Source organism: Streptomyces sp. NBC_00539 (assembly GCF_036346105.1).
Classification (GTDB): Bacteria; Actinomycetota; Actinomycetes; order Streptomycetales; family Streptomycetaceae; genus Streptomyces.
Genome location: NZ_CP107811.1, coordinates 5,880,788 through 5,897,173, shown reverse-complemented (window position 1 = coordinate 5,897,173; position 16,386 = coordinate 5,880,788). Strand labels below are relative to the sequence as shown.

Below are 16,386 nucleotides of genomic sequence, written 5' to 3'. Positions count from 1 at the left end.
GTGCCCCGGCGGCCGGCCGTCACCCGTGCGGGGGCAATATCCGCTCCCGGTTTTCGCAACCGGGTCCGCGCACAGCAGAGTTGCCGGGTGCATCCAACCCGAACCACGACGAAACTGCTGCTCGGAGTGGCCTGTGCCGTTTCGGCCGTCTCCGGCTGTGTGAATGTGAGCCCCGCCGCGACGCAGCCGGCGGGCACCTCCAGCGGGCTGCCGCCCCACCACGAGCCGCGCGGCGGGCCGGGGGCCGCGGCGGTGGTCGTCCGGGCGCCCGCCCTGGAGGCGTTGGAGGCGGTGCCGGGGCAATCCGCGCGTCCGGCGGCTTCGGGGAGCCCCCGCCCGCCCGCCCCGCGCTCCTCGGGCCGGCCCCCGGCGGGGCCCGAGGGGGCCGCGCCGCCCGTTCCCGACATCCCTGAGCCCCGGCGGCCCGCGAAGGCGGCCGGGGGGCGTCCCGGCGCCCTGCCCGGCCCCTCCGGGCGCGGCGGCGAGGCCGGCCGCGAGCTGATGCGCGAGCTTCCGGTCCGCCCGGCCGACGTGTGCGCCCTCGGACGACGGCACGGGCGCTGGCACCCGGACAGCCCGGAGGCCCGGATCTGCGCGGGCGTCCACGGCGGGTGACCGCGTACCCGGGCCCGCTCTGCGGGGGCTACGGACCCTGCTCGGGGAAGGGCCGGGTCCGGCCGCCCGGATCGGCGTCGAGCCTGCGCTCCAGCCGGGCGATGGCGGCCCGCACCCCGTTGCCGTAGCCGTCGTCGGCCAGCGCGCCGGTGGCGGCCCGGGCCCGCGCGAGGTGGGCCCGGGCCGCTTCGGGACGGCGCAGCTTCACGTAGTCGGCGGCCAGGCTCAGGTGCAGCGACGGGTAGAACACCCGCACGGCGTGGTGCGGCTGCGGCCGCGCGGGCGGCCCGTCCGCGATCCCCTCTGCGGCGCGCAGGGCCCGCAGGTCCCAGGCCAGTTCGTCGGCCGGGTCGTCCTGGGCGTCGGCCATGTAGTGCGCGAGGGTGCAGCGGTGGAGCAGGTCGCCGCCCTCGCCGAGCTCGGACCAGATCTCGCCCAGCCGGTTGCGGGCCTCCTCGCGGTCGCCGGCGTGCAGCAGGATGACCGCCTGGCCGATCCTGGTCATGACGGCGTCCTCCGACGCCTCCCGCTGCTCCGTCAAAGCGACCTCCGGCTGCCTCCGCCAGACCTGCTCCGGTCTGATCATCAAGACGCTAACCGGAGCAACCGGCTCAGGCACCGAGGCGCGGTGTGGCGTCAGCCCAGGTCCGGGATCCGCCAGTCGATCGGCTCATGGCCCTGCGCGGCGACGGCCTCGTTGATCTGCGTGAAGGGCCGGGACCCGAAGAACTTCTTGGCCGACAGCGGGGAGGGGTGGGCGCCCTTGACGATCACGTGCCGCTCCTCGTCGATCAGGGGGATCTTCTTCTGGGCGTACGCGCCCCAGAGCACGAAGACGACCGGGTCGGGGCGGGCGGAGACGGCGCGGATCACCGCGTCGGTGAACTTCTCCCAGCCCTTGCCCTTATGGGAGTTGGGCTCGGCCTCACGGACGGTGAGCACCGCGTTGAGCAGCAGGACGCCCTGCTCGGCCCACGGCATCAGGTACCCGTTGTCGGGGATGGACAGGCCCAGCTCGTCGTTCATCTCCTTGTAGATGTTGCGCAGCGAGGGCGGGGTCTTCACGCCGGGCCGCACGGAGAAGCACAGGCCGTGGCCCTGGCCCGCGCCGTGGTACGGGTCCTGCCCGAGGACCAGCACCTTGACCTCGTCGAAGGGCGTGGCCTCCAGGGCCGCGAACACCTGCTCGTAGGGCGGGTAGACCGGCCCGTTGGCCCGCTCCTTCTCGACGAACTCCAGGAGCTCTTGGAAGTAGGGCTGGTCCAGCTCCCCGCCGATCGCGGGGAGCCAGGACTCGGGCAGCATCTGGCTCACGTCTACATCCTCCGGTACAGGTCCGTGAAACTGCTTGGTGCAACTGGACCGAACCTATACGCAGGCACTGACAACGCCCGTGGCCGGGGAGCGGGGGCTACCAGCTGGTCTTGCGGTACAGCTCCCACATCTGCATGACGGTCTGCGGGTCCAGTGCCCGCTCGGCGCCCGCGACGTCGTCGCGCGCGGCCACGTACAGCTTGCCCTGCCACAGCGGCAGCAGCCGGGCGTCCTTGGCGAAGGTCTGCTGCGCCTGCTCGAACTCCCTGACGCCCGCCGAGCGGTCGCTCTCGCGGCGGGACTTGGGCAGCAGGTCGTTCAGGATGTCGGCCGGCTCGTACGGGGTGCCGACCGCGTTCTCCTTGCCGACGAACGGCGCGATGAAGTTGTCCGGGTCCGGGAAGTCGGGGAACCAGCCCCGCCCGAAGACCGGGAACTCGCCGTTCTTGTAGCCGTCCTGGAACTCGATCCAGGGCTTGCTGCGCAGGGTGATCTTGAAGAGGAGGCTCTCGTCCAGCTGGCGCTTGAGTTCGGTGAACTCGTCCGCGGTGGAGGAGCCGTAGCGGTCGGTGGTGTACCAGAAGGTCAGCTCCACCGGCTGGGTGATCCCCGCGTCCCTGAGGGTCTTCCTGGCCGCGTCGACGTTCGGCTGGCCGTACATGTCGTAGAACGGCGTCTTGTGGCCGAGGACCCCCTTGGGGACCATCGAGTACAGCGGCTCGGCAGTGCCCTGGTAGACCTTGGAGACGAGGGCGCCGCGGTCGATGGTCTGGGCGATCGCCTGGCGCACGGCCGGCTTGGCGGCCTGCGGGTCCTTGGGGTTGAAGACCAGGTAGCGGATCTCGGAGCCGACGTTCTCCACCACCTGGACGCCGTGGTCGTGCGAGGCGGGGCTCTGCAGGTCCTTGATCTCGGCGGCGGACAGACCGCGGTAGGTGGCGTCGATCTCCTTGTCCTTGAGCGCCGTGACCATCTTCTTGGAGTCCGCGAAGTAGCGGATGGTCACGCTGTCGTTGCGCCGGTTGGCGAAGCCCACGTAGCTGTCGTTGCGGCTGAGGACGGCCTCGCCGTCCTTGTACGACGTCAGGACGTACGGGCCGGAACCGGTCGTCTTGCCGTCCTTGCGGACCTTGTCGGCGGGGTACTCGCCGGGCGGTACCAGCGAGGCGGCCGGCGAGCCGAGGACGAAGGGGAAGGTCGCGTCGGGGGTCTTCAGATGGAAGACGACGGTCAGCGCGTCCGGGGTCTCGATCTTGTCCAGGCTGCCGAACAGGTCCTTCGGGCCGTTCTTGGAGGCGATCGTGCGGATGCGGTCCAGGGAGTGCTTGACGGCCTTGGAGTCGAGCACCTCGCCGTCGGAGAACTTGAGGCCCTTGCGCAGCGTGCAGCGGTAGGACTCGTTGGCGGAGTCGGTGAACTCGCAGCCCTGGGCGGCGTCCGGCTCGGGCTTGGTGCTGCCGGTGGGGAAGGCCAGCAGGGTCTGGTAGATGTTCCGGTACAGCTCCCAGGAGCCGTCCCAGGCCGCCGCCGGGTCGAGGGTGCTCGGCTTGCTCGTCGTACCGACCACGATCGGCTTCTTGTCGGCACCGCTGTCATCGGAAAGCAGACCGCATCCGGCGAGCAGGGATATGGACGCAAGGGCTGCAGTGATCTGCAGGCATCTGGTCCGGTTGAACACGTGCACGCTCCTCGATCAGCCAGGGGTGCGGCAGACCCTACCTCAGTGCCTCACAAATCCAATGGGCAGGTTTGGTGAGGCACTTGACCGATTTCATGCACATTCGACACGCATTTGCCTCCCTTTGGGAGGCAAATGCGTCCGTTTATCGGTCAGTGCACTCCGGCATTGAGGAACATTCCTCCGTCGACGACGAGAGTTTGCCCTGTGATCCATTCCGCTTGTGCAGATGTAAGAAACGCCGCCGCTCCTCCGATGTCCGCGGGGACTCCGAGCCGGCCGAGCGGATAGGCGGCCGCCGCCTCCTGCTCGCGCCCCTCGTACAGGGCCTGCGCGAATTTGGTCTTGACCACCGCGGGCGCGATCGCGTTGACCCGCACGCCCGGCGCCATCTCGTGGGCGAGCTGGAGGGTGAGGTTGACCATGGCGGCCTTGCTCATCCCGTACGCCCCGATGAAGGGCGAGGCGGAGACGCCGGCGATGGAGGCGATGTTCACGATCGCACCGCCGTTGTCCTTCTGCCAGGCGTGCCAGGTGCGCTGGGCGAAGCCGAGCGCCGAGATCACGTTGGTCTCGAAGACCTTGCGCGCCACACCGAGGTCGAGGTCCGCGATCGGTCCGAAGACCGGATTGGTTCCCGCGTTGTTGACCAGGAAGTCCACCCGGCCGAACGCCTCCATCGTCCGCTCCACGGCGAGGGCCTGGTGCGCCTCGTCGTGCGCCTTGCCGGGTACGCCGATCACCCGGTCCGCCCCCAAGGCCTCCACGGCCTCCTTGAGGGCGTCCTCGTTGCGTCCCGTGATGCAGACCCGGTCGCCGCGGGCGACCAGTGCCTCGGCGATGCCGTAGCCGATGCCCCGGCTGGCGCCGGTGATCAGCGCGACCTTGCCGCTGTCCGTTCCTTCGTACGTCGTCATGTGCGCCGTGCCTCTCCTCGGTTGCGGTGCCTCGCGTCGGTTGCCGTACCCCGTCAGTCGAGGGGGCCGCCGGCCACGTACAGGACCTGGCCGGAGACGAAGCCCGCGGCCTCGCCCGTGAAGAAGGCGATGGCGCCCGCGATGTCCTCGGGGCGGCCCACCCGCTGCACCGGGATCTGGGTGGCGGCGGCGGCCTGGAACTCCTCGAAGCCCATGCCGACGCGGGCGGCGGTCTGGGCCGTCATCTCGGTGACGATGAAACCGGGGGCCACGGCGTTGGCGGTGACGCCGAACTTGCCGAGCTCGACGGCCAGCGTCTTGGTGAATCCCTGGAGGCCGGCCTTGGCGGCGGAGTAGTTGGCCTGGCCGCGGTTGCCGAGCGCCGAGCTGCTGGAGAGGTTGACGATGCGGCCGAACTTGGCCTCCACCATGTACTTCTGGCAGGCCCGGGCCATCAGGAACGCCCCCCGCAGGTGGACGTTCATGACCGTGTCCCAGTCGGTGTCGCTCATCTTGAAGAGCAGGTTGTCCCGGAGCACGCCCGCGTTGTTGACCAGGATGGTGGGGGCGCCCAGCGTGCTCGCGACGCGCTCGACGGCGGCCTCCACCTGCGCGCTGTCCGAGACGTCACAGCCGACGGCGAGGGCGGTGCCGCCCGCGGCGGTGATCGCCTCCACGGTGTCCTTGCAGGCCGCCTCGTCGAGGTCGAGCACGGCGACCGCGCGGCCTTCCGCGGCCAGGCGTACGGCGGTGGCCGCGCCGATGCCCCGGGCCGCCCCGGTCACGATGGCTACGCGCTGCTCGGTGGTGGACATGCTGGGTCTCCTCGCGCTCGGAATCCTCTGGAGCGGTGTCTCACGGGTGAGCAACCGCTTAGTAGCTTCAGCTGAGGAGACGCTAGGAGCCCTGGCACCCGGTGTCAACGCCACCGGGCCCCAGGGCTCCCAGGTCGTACGGATCTTCCTCCGGATCAGCGCACCAGCAGGTCGAGCAGCCGCTCGACCTCGACCTCCGGGTCGGCCGTCAGCCCCGTGTGGACCGGGCCCGGCTGTACGACGGTGCTGCGCGGCGCGATCAGCCACCGGAACCGGCGCCCCGGATCGTCACCCGCGGCCTGACCGGCACGCTTGCCACCGCTGCACAGCCCCTCGACGGCGTGCAGCGCGGCCCGTACGCCCGCGACGTCGGCCCCGGGGTCCAGGGCGCGCAGCTTGGCCTCGTCGAGGTGGGTGCGCGCGGCGACGTAGGACTTCGCCCGGCAGTAGACGATCACGCCGGCGTTGAAACACTCGCCGCGCTCCACGCGGGGCACCACACGCACCAGCGCGTACTCGAACACGTCCCGCTTGATCACTCGCTGTCGCTCTTCTTCTTGGTCTTGTGGGGCCATTCGGGCAGGTGGTCGGTGAGCCAGCCCGGCGGCTTGGACGGGGCCTTGACCTCTGCCTCCATGGAGATCCTCTCGTGGATCGTCGCCGCGCGCGCCAGCAGCGCGTCCACGTACGCCCGGCGCAGCGCCTCCGTCGAGTCGAAGCCGGGCTCGTCGACCAGCCACTCGTCGGGGACGTCGGCGGCGACCTCGGTGAGCAACTCGCTCGTGACCAGGGGTGCGAGCGCACCGGCAGCGGAGGCGATGTCCGGGCCGAACGGCGCCAGCACGTGGTCGGAGGCGTTGTAGGGCTTGGCGGCCGCGCTCTGGGCGGTGGGCCAGTTGTGGTGCCAGATCATGGTGGCGCCGTGGTCGATGAGCCAGACGTCCCCGTGCCAGACCAGCATGTTGGGGTTGCGCCACGACCGGTCGACGTTGTTGATCAGGGCGTCGAACCACACGACGCGCCCCGCCTCGACCGGGTCCACCTGGTAGGCGAGCGGGTCGAAGCCGATCGAGCCGGGGAGGTAGTCCATGCCGAGGTTCAGCCCGCCGCTGGCCTTGAGCAGTTCCTGCACCTCCTGGTCCGGCTCGCCGAGCCCGATGACGGGATCGAGCTGCATCTGCACCAGCCTCGGCACGCGCAGGCCCAGCCGCTGGGCCAGCCGGCCGCAGATGACCTCGGCGACCAGGGTCTTGCGCCCCTGACCGGCCCCGGTGAATTTCATGACGTACGTCCCGAGATCGTCGGCCTCGACGATCCCGGGAAGCGAGCCGCCTTCACGCAGAGGCGTGACATAGCGAGTTGCCGTCACTTCTGTAAGCATTTCCCGAGGGTATCCATTCAGTTTCAGCCACTTCCGCGCCCCCTGACGAGTACCGGAGGCATCCCGGCCAGCGTAGGCGTGATGATCGCCGCGCCCCACCGGGATTTCGCGGGCCCGACGGTTCAGGCGTTCGGCGGATGGACCACCTCGACGCCCCGCTCGGCGAGCGCCTCGACGGCCGGGAAACCGGCGGGGGCGTCCGTGACGACCAGGGCGATCTCCTCCATGGAGCAGATGCGGCCGAGCGCGGTGCGGCCGATCTTGTCAGCGGTGGCCACGAGGATCACGCGCTGCGCCGCGGCCACCGCGGCCCGCTTCACCTGTACGTCGTCGAGGTTGTAGGCGGTGGCGCCCTGGACCGGGTCGACGCCGCAGCAGCCCAGGACGAAGGTGTCGAAGCACAGGTCCTTGAAGGCCTGCACGGGGGCCTGACCGTAGAACGACAGCTCCTCGGGGCGCACTTGTCCGCCCGGCATCACCAGCTGGATGCCGGAATGCCCGGAGAGGGCGAACGCGGCGTGCAGGGAGAGGGGGGCGACCGTGAACCGGCGGCCTGCCATGGCCTTGGCGACGGCCACGGCGGTGGTTCCGGTGTCCAGGGCGACGGTCTCGCCGTCGGTCAGCAGCTCGACCACGGTGCGGGCCAGCCGTTCCTTGGCCTGCGCCCCTGACATGGCCCGGACCGCGTAGGGCGGCTCGACGCCGCCGGGCAGGCTGCTCACGGCGCCACCGCGCACCCGGCGCAGGGCCCCGCGGGACTCCAGCACCTCCAGGTCCCGCCGGATGGTCATTTCGGAGGCCCCGGTGGCCTGGGCCAGCTCGGCCACGGTCGCGCGGTTCTGCTGCATGAGCAGCCCCACGACGAACTTGTGCCTCTCCATCACGTTCATGCGTCTGCTTCTAGCACACATGCAGCAGGCTCGGGGCTGCGATGTGCGTTCCGCGCACCAAAACTGTTGATTCGAACATCGGCGCTGCGTAATGTGCGTGCAGGATGTGAGTTTCCACCCCCTACGAACACTGACTCTCTTCATTCGACCGCTAACGCCGAGGAGAACGATGTCCACCACCAGTCAGGCCGACCCGCCGGAAACGGGAGGGCCCCTCCTGACCACCGTTGCGGTCATCGCCTCGTGCGCGGCCTTCGTCGTGATCGGCGCCTTACAGGCTCTCTACGGACCGGCGATCCCCGCCCTGCGGGACGAGTACGGCATCAGCCCGGCCGTGGCAGGGCTCGGTCTCAGCGCCCACTTCGTCGGCGCGCTGGCGGGTGTGCTCGTGTATCACCTCCTGCGGGGCCGTGGGAGCAACCGCGCGCTGCTCGGCGGCTCCTACGTGCTCATGGCAGTCGGCGCGGCCGTCTTCGCCTGCGCACCGAACTGGCCCCTGGCCCTCACCGGCACCTTCGTCATCGGCCTCGGCTTCGGCGGCATCGACTACGGCCTCAACCAGCTCTTCGCCGTCGGATTCGGCCGCCGCAGCGCCGCCATGCTCAATCTGCTCAACGGGCACTTCGGCGTCGGCGCCATCGCCGGCCCGGCCCTGATCGGCTGGTTCGGTGCGGACGACTACCCGCAGATCTTCCTCGGCATCGGCGTGATCAGCCTGCTGATCCTCCCGACCCTGGGCGCAGTGGCCTCCCGCGAGCCCCGGCCGGCCCCGGCGGAGGGCGCCGCCACCGGTGGGGCGCGGGTGCTCCCGGTCATCGCGGCGTTCATCGGCGTCTACGTGCTGCACGTCGCCATCGAGACCGGCGTCGGCGGGTGGGAACCCACCCACCTCGAAGCCGTCGGGTTCGGCGCCGCCACCGCCGCCACCGCGACGTCCGCCTACTGGGCGGCCATGACCGTCGGCCGGTTCGTCGTCGCACCCCTCAGCCTGCGCTGGTCCGCGCCCACGATCCTGATCGGCTGCTGCGCGGGCATGTCCGGCTTCCTGCTCCTGGCGACGGTGCCGGTCCTCGCCCCGTACGCGTACTTCGGCGTCGGCCTGATGATTGCCCCGATCTTCCCGACCTGTCTGCCCTGGCTGAACCGCGCCGTCCCCGGCGTGGCCGGGGCCGGCGCCTACGTGATCGCCGCCTCGATGATCGGCGGAGTGGCCTTCCCGCCGCTGCTCGGCGGTGTCATCGACGCGGTGGACGTGAAGTCGGTCCCCCTGGTGCTGTTCCTGCTCGCCGCGGCGTGCGGCGCCTTGAGCCTGTGGCTGCGGCGCAACGCCCCCGGTCCCGCTAACCGGCCCACTGCCTGAGCAGCGCTTCGGTGGTGGTGACGGACGCGACGAGGGAGAGGCAGTTGCGGATCACCTCGTCCGTGTAGGCCGCGGGGACCCCGCAGATGGCGTCCGAGGGGACCACGACCCGGTAGCCGAGGTTGACGGCGTCGAACACGGTGTTGGGGACCGCGATGTTGGACGAGACCCCGGTGACGACCAGCGTGCGGATGCCGAGGTTGCGCAGCAGCGGGTCGAGATCGGTGCCGGCCATCGGCGAGAGCCCGTGGAGACGGCGTACGACGAGGTCCCGCTCGGCCACCTCGATGGGGGCGGCGACCTGGACCGCCGGGGTTCCGCGCAGCTGGCGCACCGGCAGCTTCCCGGCGGCCCGGAAGAGCCTGGCGTTGACGTTGGACCCGAGCCCGTCGGGCCGGCGTTCGGCGACCGCGTGCAGCACCTGCACCCCGGCCCGGTGCGCGCCGGCGACCAGCGCGGCCACCCGGTCCAGCATCCCCGACTCCCGGGCCGCCTTGGCCAGTTCGGGCAGCGCGCTCTCGGCTCCGACCACGCCGCTTTGGCATTCGACGGTGAGCAGCGCGGTGGTGGCGGTTTCGGGTGCGGGCGCGAGTTCCGGCATGGCTCCCCCTGGCGTGACGACCATCGATCCCGCATGATTCCTGACACTCAGTCAGATGTGAAGGGGCGGGACGCATGGACGGGACGCGCAGGGACGAGGGCCAGCGGCGGGGCCGGCGCATCATGATGACCGAGGGGGAAGTGGACTCCTTCCTGCGCGAGCAGCGCACTTGCCGGGTGGCCACGGTCTCCCCCGACGGGCGCCCGCACGTGGGCGCCCTGTGGTTCGTCTGGGACGGCCGGTCGCTGTGGCTGTACTCGATCACGCGCAGCCGCCGCTGGTCGGACCTGCGCACGGACCCGCGGATGTCGGTGGTCGTGGACGCGGGCGAGGCGTACGACGAACTGCGCGGGGTCGAGCTGTCCGGCAGCGCCGTCTTCGTCGGCGAGGCCCCGCGCACCGGCGAGCCCTGCCCGGAACTCGCGGAACCCGAGCGCCTGTTCCCGGCCAAGAACTTCGGCATTGCCGAGATGCCGCACGACGGCCGGCACGCCTGGATCAGGCTCACCCCCGACTCGGTCGTCTCCTGGGACTTCCGCAAGCTGTAGGGCCCGCCCTAGAGAGCGAGCGCGGCCGTCCGCAGGGCCTCGACGGCGGCCCGGATCGAGGGCCGCCGGTCGGCATCGGCCCGCCAGAGCGCGTACACGTGGCGCTGGACGGCCTCCCGGACGGGCAGCAGCCGGACCCCCTCGGGCACCGGTCCGCGCCCGAGCCGCGGTGTCACACACACCCCGAGGCCGGCTTCCACGAAGGCCAGCTGGGTATGGTGCTCCTCGGCGATGTGCGCGACGCGGGGCTCGATGCCCATGTCCCGCAGGGTGAACACGAGCCACTCGTGGCAGAACTGGCCCTCGTTCCAGGAGATCCACTCGTCGGCGGCGAACTCCGCGAGGGAGATCTCGCTCCGCCCGGCAAGTCGGTGCCCGGCCGGGACGGCGACGTCACACGAGTCGTCGAGCAGGTGCGTCCGGGTGAGTTCGGCGGGCACCGGCATCCGCTTGTTGTACCAGTCGATGGCCAGCGCCAGGTCGAGGTCACCGCGTACGACGGCCGCCATGGAGTCCTCGGGCGCCTGCTCCCGGACCCGCGGCCGCAGCTCCGGGTGGTCGACGCGCAGGGCGGACAGGGCGGGCGGCAGCAGGCCTCGCATCGCGGTCGGGAAGGCTCCGATGGCCAGCTCTCCGACGGCGCAGCCGCGCTGGGCCTCGACATCGGCCTGCGCGAGTTCCACCTGGGAGATGATCCGCGCGGCGTGACCGGCGAGCAGCCGTCCCGCATCGGTGAGCCGGACCCCGCGCCCGCTCTTGGCCAGCAGCGGCTGCCCCACCTCGCGCTCCAGCTTGGCCATCTGCTGGGAGACGGCGGAGGTGGTGACGTGCAGGCCGTCCGCCGCGCCGCTGACCGAGCCGTGGCGGGCGAGGGCATCGAGGGTGCGCAGGCGCTCCAGGTTCAACATGTAAGGGATGCTACGGCGTCTGCGCGACAAAATCTCGCTTGTCCTAATCCTTCGCCGCCGCCAGAGTTGACCCCATGAGCGCACCCGCCGTCACACGCCCCGCCCCGACGACCACCTCCTGCGCCGCCACCGCCCGGCGCCGCCGCACCCTCGACTGGCGCGTGCGGTTCGCCATCCTGTCGGTGATCTGGGGCTTCAGCTTCCTCCTGATCAAGGTGGGCACGGAGGGCTACGCGCCCTTCCACGTCGCCCTCGGCCGGGTCCTGTCGGGAGCGCTCGCCCTCCTCGGCGTACTGCTGGTCCGCCGCGAGCCGCTCCCCCGCGGCCGGCGCACCTGGGCCCACCTGATGGTGAGCGCACTGCTGATCAACACCGCGCCGTTCTCGCTGTTCGCCTTCGCCGAGCAGAGCATCCCGTCCAGCCTGGCGGGCATCTGCAACGCCACGTCGCCGTTGTGGGGCATGGTGCTCTCGCTGGTGGCGCTGTCCGAGGACCGCCCGACCCGCCGCCGTTTCGCGGGGCTGGGGCTCGGTTTCCTGGGGGTCCTGACCGTGCTCGGCGCCTGGCAGGGGTTCTCCGGGGTCGACGCCGAGGGCGCCGCGTTCGCCCTGCTCGCCTCGCTCTGCTACCCGGTCGGCTGGATCTACGTGCGCCGTACGCTGGCGGGTGCGCCGGGCTCGCCGGTGGCGATGACCGGGGCCCAGCTCTTGGTCTCGACGCTCCAGCTGCTCCTGGTCAGCGTCCTGTTCACCTCGGCGCCCGCCGGGTTCCCGCTCTGGCCGACCCTGGCGGTGGTCACCCTGGGCGCCCTCGGGACGGGCATGGCCCTGCAGATGCAGTACGGCCTGGTGGCGGAGGTCGGCCCGACCACCGCGCAGATGGTCACGTACTTCATCCCCGTCATCGCCACCACGGCGGGCGTCCTGGTCCTCGGCGAACAGCTCCACTGGAACACGCCGGTCGGCGCGGCCGTCGTCCTCGCCGGCGCCGCCCTCACCCAGGCCCGGCGCCCGTCCGGCGCCGAGCCCGCCTGACTCCGCGCGGTGGGGGCGCCGTTCGGCGCCCCCACCGGGCGCACGTCCGGCCGGCGTACCGTTCGGCGCTCCCCGCGCGGCGCGCCGGTCAGCCGAACCGGCCCCCCGTAGCCGGCCTGACCGCCGCGGCCACCGCGTCGGCCAGGCCCGGCAGTTCGCCGGGGGCGAGCTGGGACACCGTCACCCGCACCCCCGGCCCGCTGTCCACCCGGAAGCGCGCACCCGGGGCCACGGCCCACCCGGCGCCAAGCAGCCGGGTCACCGCCCCCGTCTCGTCGGCGACGGGCACCCACACGTTCATCCCGCTGCGCCCCTGCGCCCCCACGCCGCGCGCGGCGAGCTCCGCGACGAGCCCGTCCCGCCTCTCGGCGTAGGACCGGGCCACCGCCGCCGGGTCCACGGCGCCCGACGTCCACAGTTCCACCACGGTGTACTGGAGCAGCCGGCTCACCCACCCCGGCCCCAGCCGCTGCCTGCCGCGCACCCGGTCCATGGTCACCGCGTCGCCGGTCAGCACCGCGAGCCGCAGGTCCGGCCCGTACGCCTTCGCCGTCGAGCGGACCAGCGCCCAGTGGCGGGTCACCCCGCCCAGGCAGTTGAGCGGCAGGTCCACGATGCCGTGGCCGTGGTCGTCTTCCAGGACCAGCACCTCGGGGTGCCCTGCGAGCAGTTCGCGCAGCTCCGCCGCCCTGGCCGCGCCGACGGCGGCGCCCGTCGGGTTCTGCGCCCGGGCCGTCACCACCAGCGCCCGGGCCCCCGCGGCCAGGGCCCGTGCCACCGACTCCGGGCGCGGTCCGTCGTCGTCCACCCGGACCGGCAGCAGGCGCAGGCCGAGGCCGAGCACCAGGTCCAGCACGCTGCCCCAGCCCGGGTCCTCCACCGCCACCGCGTCACCCGGCCTCAGGTGCGAGGCCAGCACCCGCTCGACGCCGTCCAGGGCGCCCGAAGTCGCCGCCATGGCGCCGGGCGGCACCCCGTCGGCGTCGAACCCGGCCCGGGCGAGGCGGCCCAGCTCCGGCGCCACCGGGTCGTCCCCGTACAGGGTCGGCGCATTCGCGTACCGGGCGGCCGCGGCGGCGAGTGCCCCGTCCAGCCGGGGCAGCAACGACACGTCGGGGTTGCCCGACGCGGCGTCCCGCACGCCTTCCGGCACGACCGTGCGCAGCTCGTCGCGGGGCGCGCTCGCGGGCCGGGCCCGTACGCGGCTGCCGCGCCGCCCGTCCGTTTCGATGACTCCGCGCTCGCGCAGCGTGCGGTAGGCGGCGGCGACGGTGTTGGGGTTCACCCCCAACTCCCCCGCCAGCTCCCGCATCGGCGGCAGCATCGCTCCGGGCGCGAGCGCGCCCGAGCCGACGCCCGCCTCGACGCTGGCCGCGATGTCCGATGCGCGACGTCCTACGATCCGATACTCTCCTAGCACAAAGAACATTATGCACTAGTACAACGGAGTCCGCACCATGAGCGTCACGCACGTCACCGAGCCGACCGACCCGGCGAACGACCCGGCGACCGATCCGGCGGCGACCACTGATGCCGCAGCGGCAGGCTCGTACGCGCCGACCGGACGCACCGTCCCGACCCGCTCCCGGGAACGGGCGCGCTACGACCGCGAGACGGTCCACTCGATACTCGACCAGGCCTACGTCTGCCACCTCGGCTTCGTCCGCGACGGCGCGCCGGTCGTGCTGCCGACGCTCTTCGGCCGGGTCGGCGACCGCCTCTACATCCACGGTTCGACCGGCTCCCGCCCGCTGCTCGCGGCCGGAGGGACCGACCCCGGGCTGCCCGTCTGCGTGACGGTCACGCACGTCGACGGCCTGGTGCTGGCCCGTTCCGCCTTCCACCACTCCCTCAACTACCGCTCGGTCGTGGTGCACGGCACGGCCTACCAGGTCACCGACGAGGAGGAGTGCCGCATGGCGCTCGACGCCCTGGTCGACCACGTCGTACCGGGCCGCTCCGCCGACTCCCGCCCGGCCAACGCCAAGGAACTCGCGGCCACGGCGGTGATCCGCCTGGATCTCGACGAGGTCTCGGCGAAGCTCCGTACCGGCGGCCCGAACGACGAAGCCGAGGACCTGGACCTGCCCTACTGGTCTGGCGTCGTCCCGGTCGCCCCCGCGTACGGGGCCCCGGTCCCGGCCGCCGACCTGGCCCCCGGCATCGCCGTCCCCGGCTACCTCGCCGCGCTCTGAGCCACCGGGGCGGGCCGGACCTCCACCGGCCCGCCCGCCGGCCGCCGCGCCTCGGCGGCGATCAGCGCACCGACCGCCGTCAGCAGCAGTACGGTCCCCAGCACCACGGCGCCCGTCAGCCGCTCCCCGAGCACCAGGACGGCGATCACCGCCGCGCTCACCGGCTCGATCAGCATGATCACGGACACCGTCGCGGCCCGCACCGCGGCGGCGCCGGTGAAGTACAAGGCGTACGCCAGGGCCGTCGGCACGACGGCGACGTACACCAGCAGCCACGCCACCCGGTCCGGTTCGGCGGTGTGCGGAAGCAGCCCCTCCATCACGGCGAGCGGCAGCAGGCACACCGCGCCCACCCCGACCGACCAGGCGGTGGTGACGAGCGGGTCCCCGCCCTCCCCGCGCTGCCCCAGCCACCGGGCGCGCAGGGTCATCCCCGCGTAGCCGGCCGCCGACAGCAGCGCCCAGCCGACGCCGAGCGGCCGCACCTCGCCGCCGCCGCTGCCCAGCACCAGCACGGCGAGGCCGGCCAGCGCCCCGCCGACCGCGGCGGCTCCGCCCCGGCCGAGCCGTTCACCCGTCCAGTACCGCGCGCCGAGCGCGATCAGCACCGGCCCGGCGCCCAGGGTGACCACGGTGCCGACCGCCAGGCCGGTCTCGCGCACGGCGCCGAAGTACGCGGCCTGGAACACGGTGAACATCAGGCCGGTCCCGATCAGCGACGGGACCGAAGGACGGAGCGAGGCCGGCGCGGGGCGGCGGCGTACGGCGAGCACCCCCGCCAGGACCAGGAGGCCACCCGCACTGCGCCAGAACGACAGGGCGAGCGGGCCGAGGTCACTGGCCAGGAAGAGGAGGGAGGCGGCCGCCCCGGCGGTGCCCCAGGCGGCTCCGGCGATGACGAGGTACAGCAGACTGCGCCCGGCGGCGGGCGAATGGTTCGGCACAGGTGTCTCCGCGCATGCGTGAAGGATGAGGAAAGCCGGTCATCGCTTCGCGGGCAGCGCGAACCCGCCCGGGTCACTCCCGGGCCGGGACTGTTGCGTGAGGGCCGCCCGCGCTAGGCGGCGGGAGGCGGAAGCACAGCGGTCGAAGGCATGATCGTCACACTAGACCTTCGTCACTTCGCGGTCCAGGGCGGCCGGCTCGGGGGCCGCGTGCGGGGTGGCGCGCGCGGACTGCGCGATGAAGGCCCCGCCCAGGACGAGCGCGCCGCCCAGGGTCTGCCAGGTGGAGAGGTGCTCGCCCAGGAGGACCCAGGCGAGCACGGTCGCGACGACCGCCTCCAGACAGGCCACGACACCCGCGACCTGCGGCGACAGCCTGCGCACGGCGACGACCCCGGTCAGGTACGCGAACACGGTGGCGATCAGCACCACGAAGGCGAGCAGCACCGGCGCGGGCACCGTCATGTCGCCCATGACGGCGTCGCCGGCCAGTACCTGCCAGTCGATCCGCCACGGCCGGGCGACCACGGTCATGACCAGGGTTCCGATGAGCATGCCGAACGCGATCACACCGATCGGGTCGGGTACGTCGCCGCCGTCGCTGCCGTGGTCCGCGAAGACGAAGTAGCAGGCCTGGCAGCAGGCGGCGGCGAGACCGAGCAGCACACCGAGCAGGTCCAGGCTGAGCCCGGCCCAGATCTCCACGACACAGGCCAGACCGACGACGGCCACGGTCGCGCCGGCCGCGGCGGCCCGGGTCACCGGCTTGCGCTGGACGAACCGGATGTACCCGAGGAGCAGGCACGGCCCCAGGTACTCCAGCAGCAGGGCCACACCGACCGGGATGCGGGAGAGCGAGGCGAAGTAGAAGGCCTGCACACCGGCGACCGCGATCAGCCCGAAACCGGCCAGCAGCAGCGGCTTGCGCCGCACCAGGTCGCGGTGGCGCCACGCCAGCGGGGACAGCACCAGCGCCGCGCCGGCGACCCTCAGCCAGACCATGTGGAGCGGGTCCAGGCCCGCCTCGATCAGCGGCTTCGCCGCGACGCCGGAACCACCGAACGCACACGCCGAGATCAGGGCGAGGCCCAGTCCGGAGTTCTTCCCTGACGCTTGCATGAGGCCATCATGGCAGGGCCGGACAGGAGTGTCGCCCGGGTGACACCTGTTGAGACGGACCGGTGCC

The 16,386-nt window shown here is 72.3% G+C and carries 18 protein-coding genes; 5 read left to right on the top strand and 13 right to left on the bottom strand.

All coding sequences use genetic code 11. The features are described 5' to 3' along the window. Window positions 1-87: 87 nt before the first annotated feature. Window positions 88-615 (top strand): hypothetical protein, encoded by a 528-nt coding sequence (locus tag OG861_RS26545; protein ID WP_329193375.1) that lies wholly within the window; start codon window positions 88-90, stop codon window positions 613-615. Window positions 616-643: 28 nt separating this feature from the next. Here OG861_RS26545 and OG861_RS26540 read toward each other — a convergent pair whose 3' ends face one another. The 8 genes from OG861_RS26540 to OG861_RS26505 form a co-directional block, all read right to left on the bottom strand. Continuing rightward, window positions 644-1,156: a hypothetical protein gene (locus OG861_RS26540; protein WP_329202015.1), complete on the bottom strand. Its 513-nt coding sequence runs from the start codon at window positions 1,154-1,156 to the stop codon at window positions 644-646. 95 nt (window positions 1,157-1,251) lie between these two features. Further along, window positions 1,252-1,920, bottom strand: a complete 669-nt coding sequence (locus OG861_RS26535) for a uracil-DNA glycosylase (protein WP_329202017.1) — start codon at window positions 1,918-1,920, stop codon at window positions 1,252-1,254. A gap of 106 nt (window positions 1,921-2,026) precedes the next feature. Further along, window positions 2,027-3,607 carry an ABC transporter substrate-binding protein gene (locus tag OG861_RS26530; RefSeq protein ID WP_329193376.1) on the bottom strand — a complete coding sequence of 527 codons (1,581 nt, stop codon included), beginning with the start codon at window positions 3,605-3,607 and terminating at the stop codon, window positions 2,027-2,029. A gap of 152 nt (window positions 3,608-3,759) precedes the next feature. After that, window positions 3,760-4,524, bottom strand: a complete 765-nt coding sequence (locus OG861_RS26525) for an SDR family oxidoreductase (protein ID WP_329193378.1) — start codon at window positions 4,522-4,524, stop codon at window positions 3,760-3,762. Between the two features lie 53 nt (window positions 4,525-4,577). Further along, window positions 4,578-5,339: a 3-oxoacyl-ACP reductase FabG gene (gene fabG, locus OG861_RS26520; protein WP_329193380.1), complete on the bottom strand. Its 762-nt coding sequence runs from the start codon at window positions 5,337-5,339 to the stop codon at window positions 4,578-4,580. Window positions 5,340-5,494: 155 nt separating this feature from the next. After that, entirely contained in the window at window positions 5,495-5,878 is a 384-nt protein-coding gene (locus tag OG861_RS26515) for a DUF3037 domain-containing protein (protein ID WP_329193382.1), read from the bottom strand. After that, window positions 5,875-6,720 carry a HipA family kinase gene (locus OG861_RS26510; RefSeq protein WP_329193384.1) on the bottom strand — a complete coding sequence of 282 codons (846 nt, stop codon included), beginning with the start codon at window positions 6,718-6,720 and terminating at the stop codon, window positions 5,875-5,877. The genes OG861_RS26515 and OG861_RS26510 overlap by 4 nt, the downstream gene beginning before the upstream one ends. 122 nt (window positions 6,721-6,842) lie before the next feature. Further along, a complete protein-coding gene (locus OG861_RS26505; RefSeq protein WP_329193385.1) occupies window positions 6,843-7,610 on the bottom strand; it encodes a DeoR/GlpR family DNA-binding transcription regulator in 768 nt (255 codons plus the stop codon). Window positions 7,611-7,779: 169 nt separating this feature from the next. Here OG861_RS26505 and OG861_RS26500 point away from each other — a divergent pair, with 169 nt between their 5' ends. After that, entirely contained in the window at window positions 7,780-8,970 is a 1,191-nt protein-coding gene (locus OG861_RS26500) for an MFS transporter (protein WP_329193387.1), read from the top strand. Here OG861_RS26500 and OG861_RS26495 read toward each other — a convergent pair. After that, window positions 8,951-9,571 carry a cysteine hydrolase gene (locus OG861_RS26495; RefSeq protein WP_329193389.1) on the bottom strand — a complete coding sequence of 207 codons (621 nt, stop codon included), beginning with the start codon at window positions 9,569-9,571 and terminating at the stop codon, window positions 8,951-8,953. The genes OG861_RS26500 and OG861_RS26495 overlap by 20 nt on opposite strands. A 74-nt stretch (window positions 9,572-9,645) precedes the next feature. Here OG861_RS26495 and OG861_RS26490 point away from each other — a divergent pair, with 74 nt between their 5' ends. Further along, window positions 9,646-10,119: a pyridoxamine 5'-phosphate oxidase family protein gene (locus OG861_RS26490; RefSeq protein WP_329193391.1), complete on the top strand. Its 474-nt coding sequence runs from the start codon at window positions 9,646-9,648 to the stop codon at window positions 10,117-10,119. Between the two features lie 8 nt (window positions 10,120-10,127). On the opposite strand, the gene OG861_RS26485 is transcribed toward OG861_RS26490, so the two are convergent. Continuing rightward, on the bottom strand, window positions 10,128-11,027 hold the full coding sequence (locus tag OG861_RS26485) for a LysR family transcriptional regulator (protein ID WP_329193394.1): 900 nt from the start codon (window positions 11,025-11,027) through the stop codon (window positions 10,128-10,130). A 74-nt stretch (window positions 11,028-11,101) separates the two neighbouring features. Between OG861_RS26485 and OG861_RS26480 the strand changes: the two genes are divergently transcribed. After that, entirely contained in the window at window positions 11,102-12,061 is a 960-nt protein-coding gene (locus OG861_RS26480) for a DMT family transporter (protein WP_329193396.1), read from the top strand. Between the two features lie 88 nt (window positions 12,062-12,149). Here OG861_RS26480 and OG861_RS26475 read toward each other — a convergent pair whose 3' ends face one another. After that, entirely contained in the window at window positions 12,150-13,481 is a 1,332-nt protein-coding gene (locus OG861_RS26475) for an aminotransferase class I/II-fold pyridoxal phosphate-dependent enzyme (protein ID WP_329193398.1), read from the bottom strand. Window positions 13,482-13,518: 37 nt separating this feature from the next. On the opposite strand from OG861_RS26475, the gene OG861_RS26470 reads away from it, so the two are divergent. Continuing rightward, entirely contained in the window at window positions 13,519-14,256 is a 738-nt protein-coding gene (locus tag OG861_RS26470) for a pyridoxamine 5'-phosphate oxidase family protein (RefSeq protein ID WP_329193400.1), read from the top strand. Here the strand turns inward: OG861_RS26470 and OG861_RS26465 are convergent. Then, window positions 14,238-15,200 (bottom strand): DMT family transporter, encoded by a 963-nt coding sequence (locus tag OG861_RS26465; protein ID WP_329193402.1) that lies wholly within the window; start codon window positions 15,198-15,200, stop codon window positions 14,238-14,240. The genes OG861_RS26470 and OG861_RS26465 overlap by 19 nt on opposite strands. A 162-nt stretch (window positions 15,201-15,362) precedes the next feature. After that, the gene (locus tag OG861_RS26460; RefSeq protein ID WP_329193403.1) at window positions 15,363-16,319 is read right to left on the bottom strand and encodes an EamA family transporter; all 957 of its coding nucleotides are present in this window, start codon (window positions 16,317-16,319) and stop codon (window positions 15,363-15,365) included. Between the last annotated feature and the right edge of the window lie 67 nt (window positions 16,320-16,386).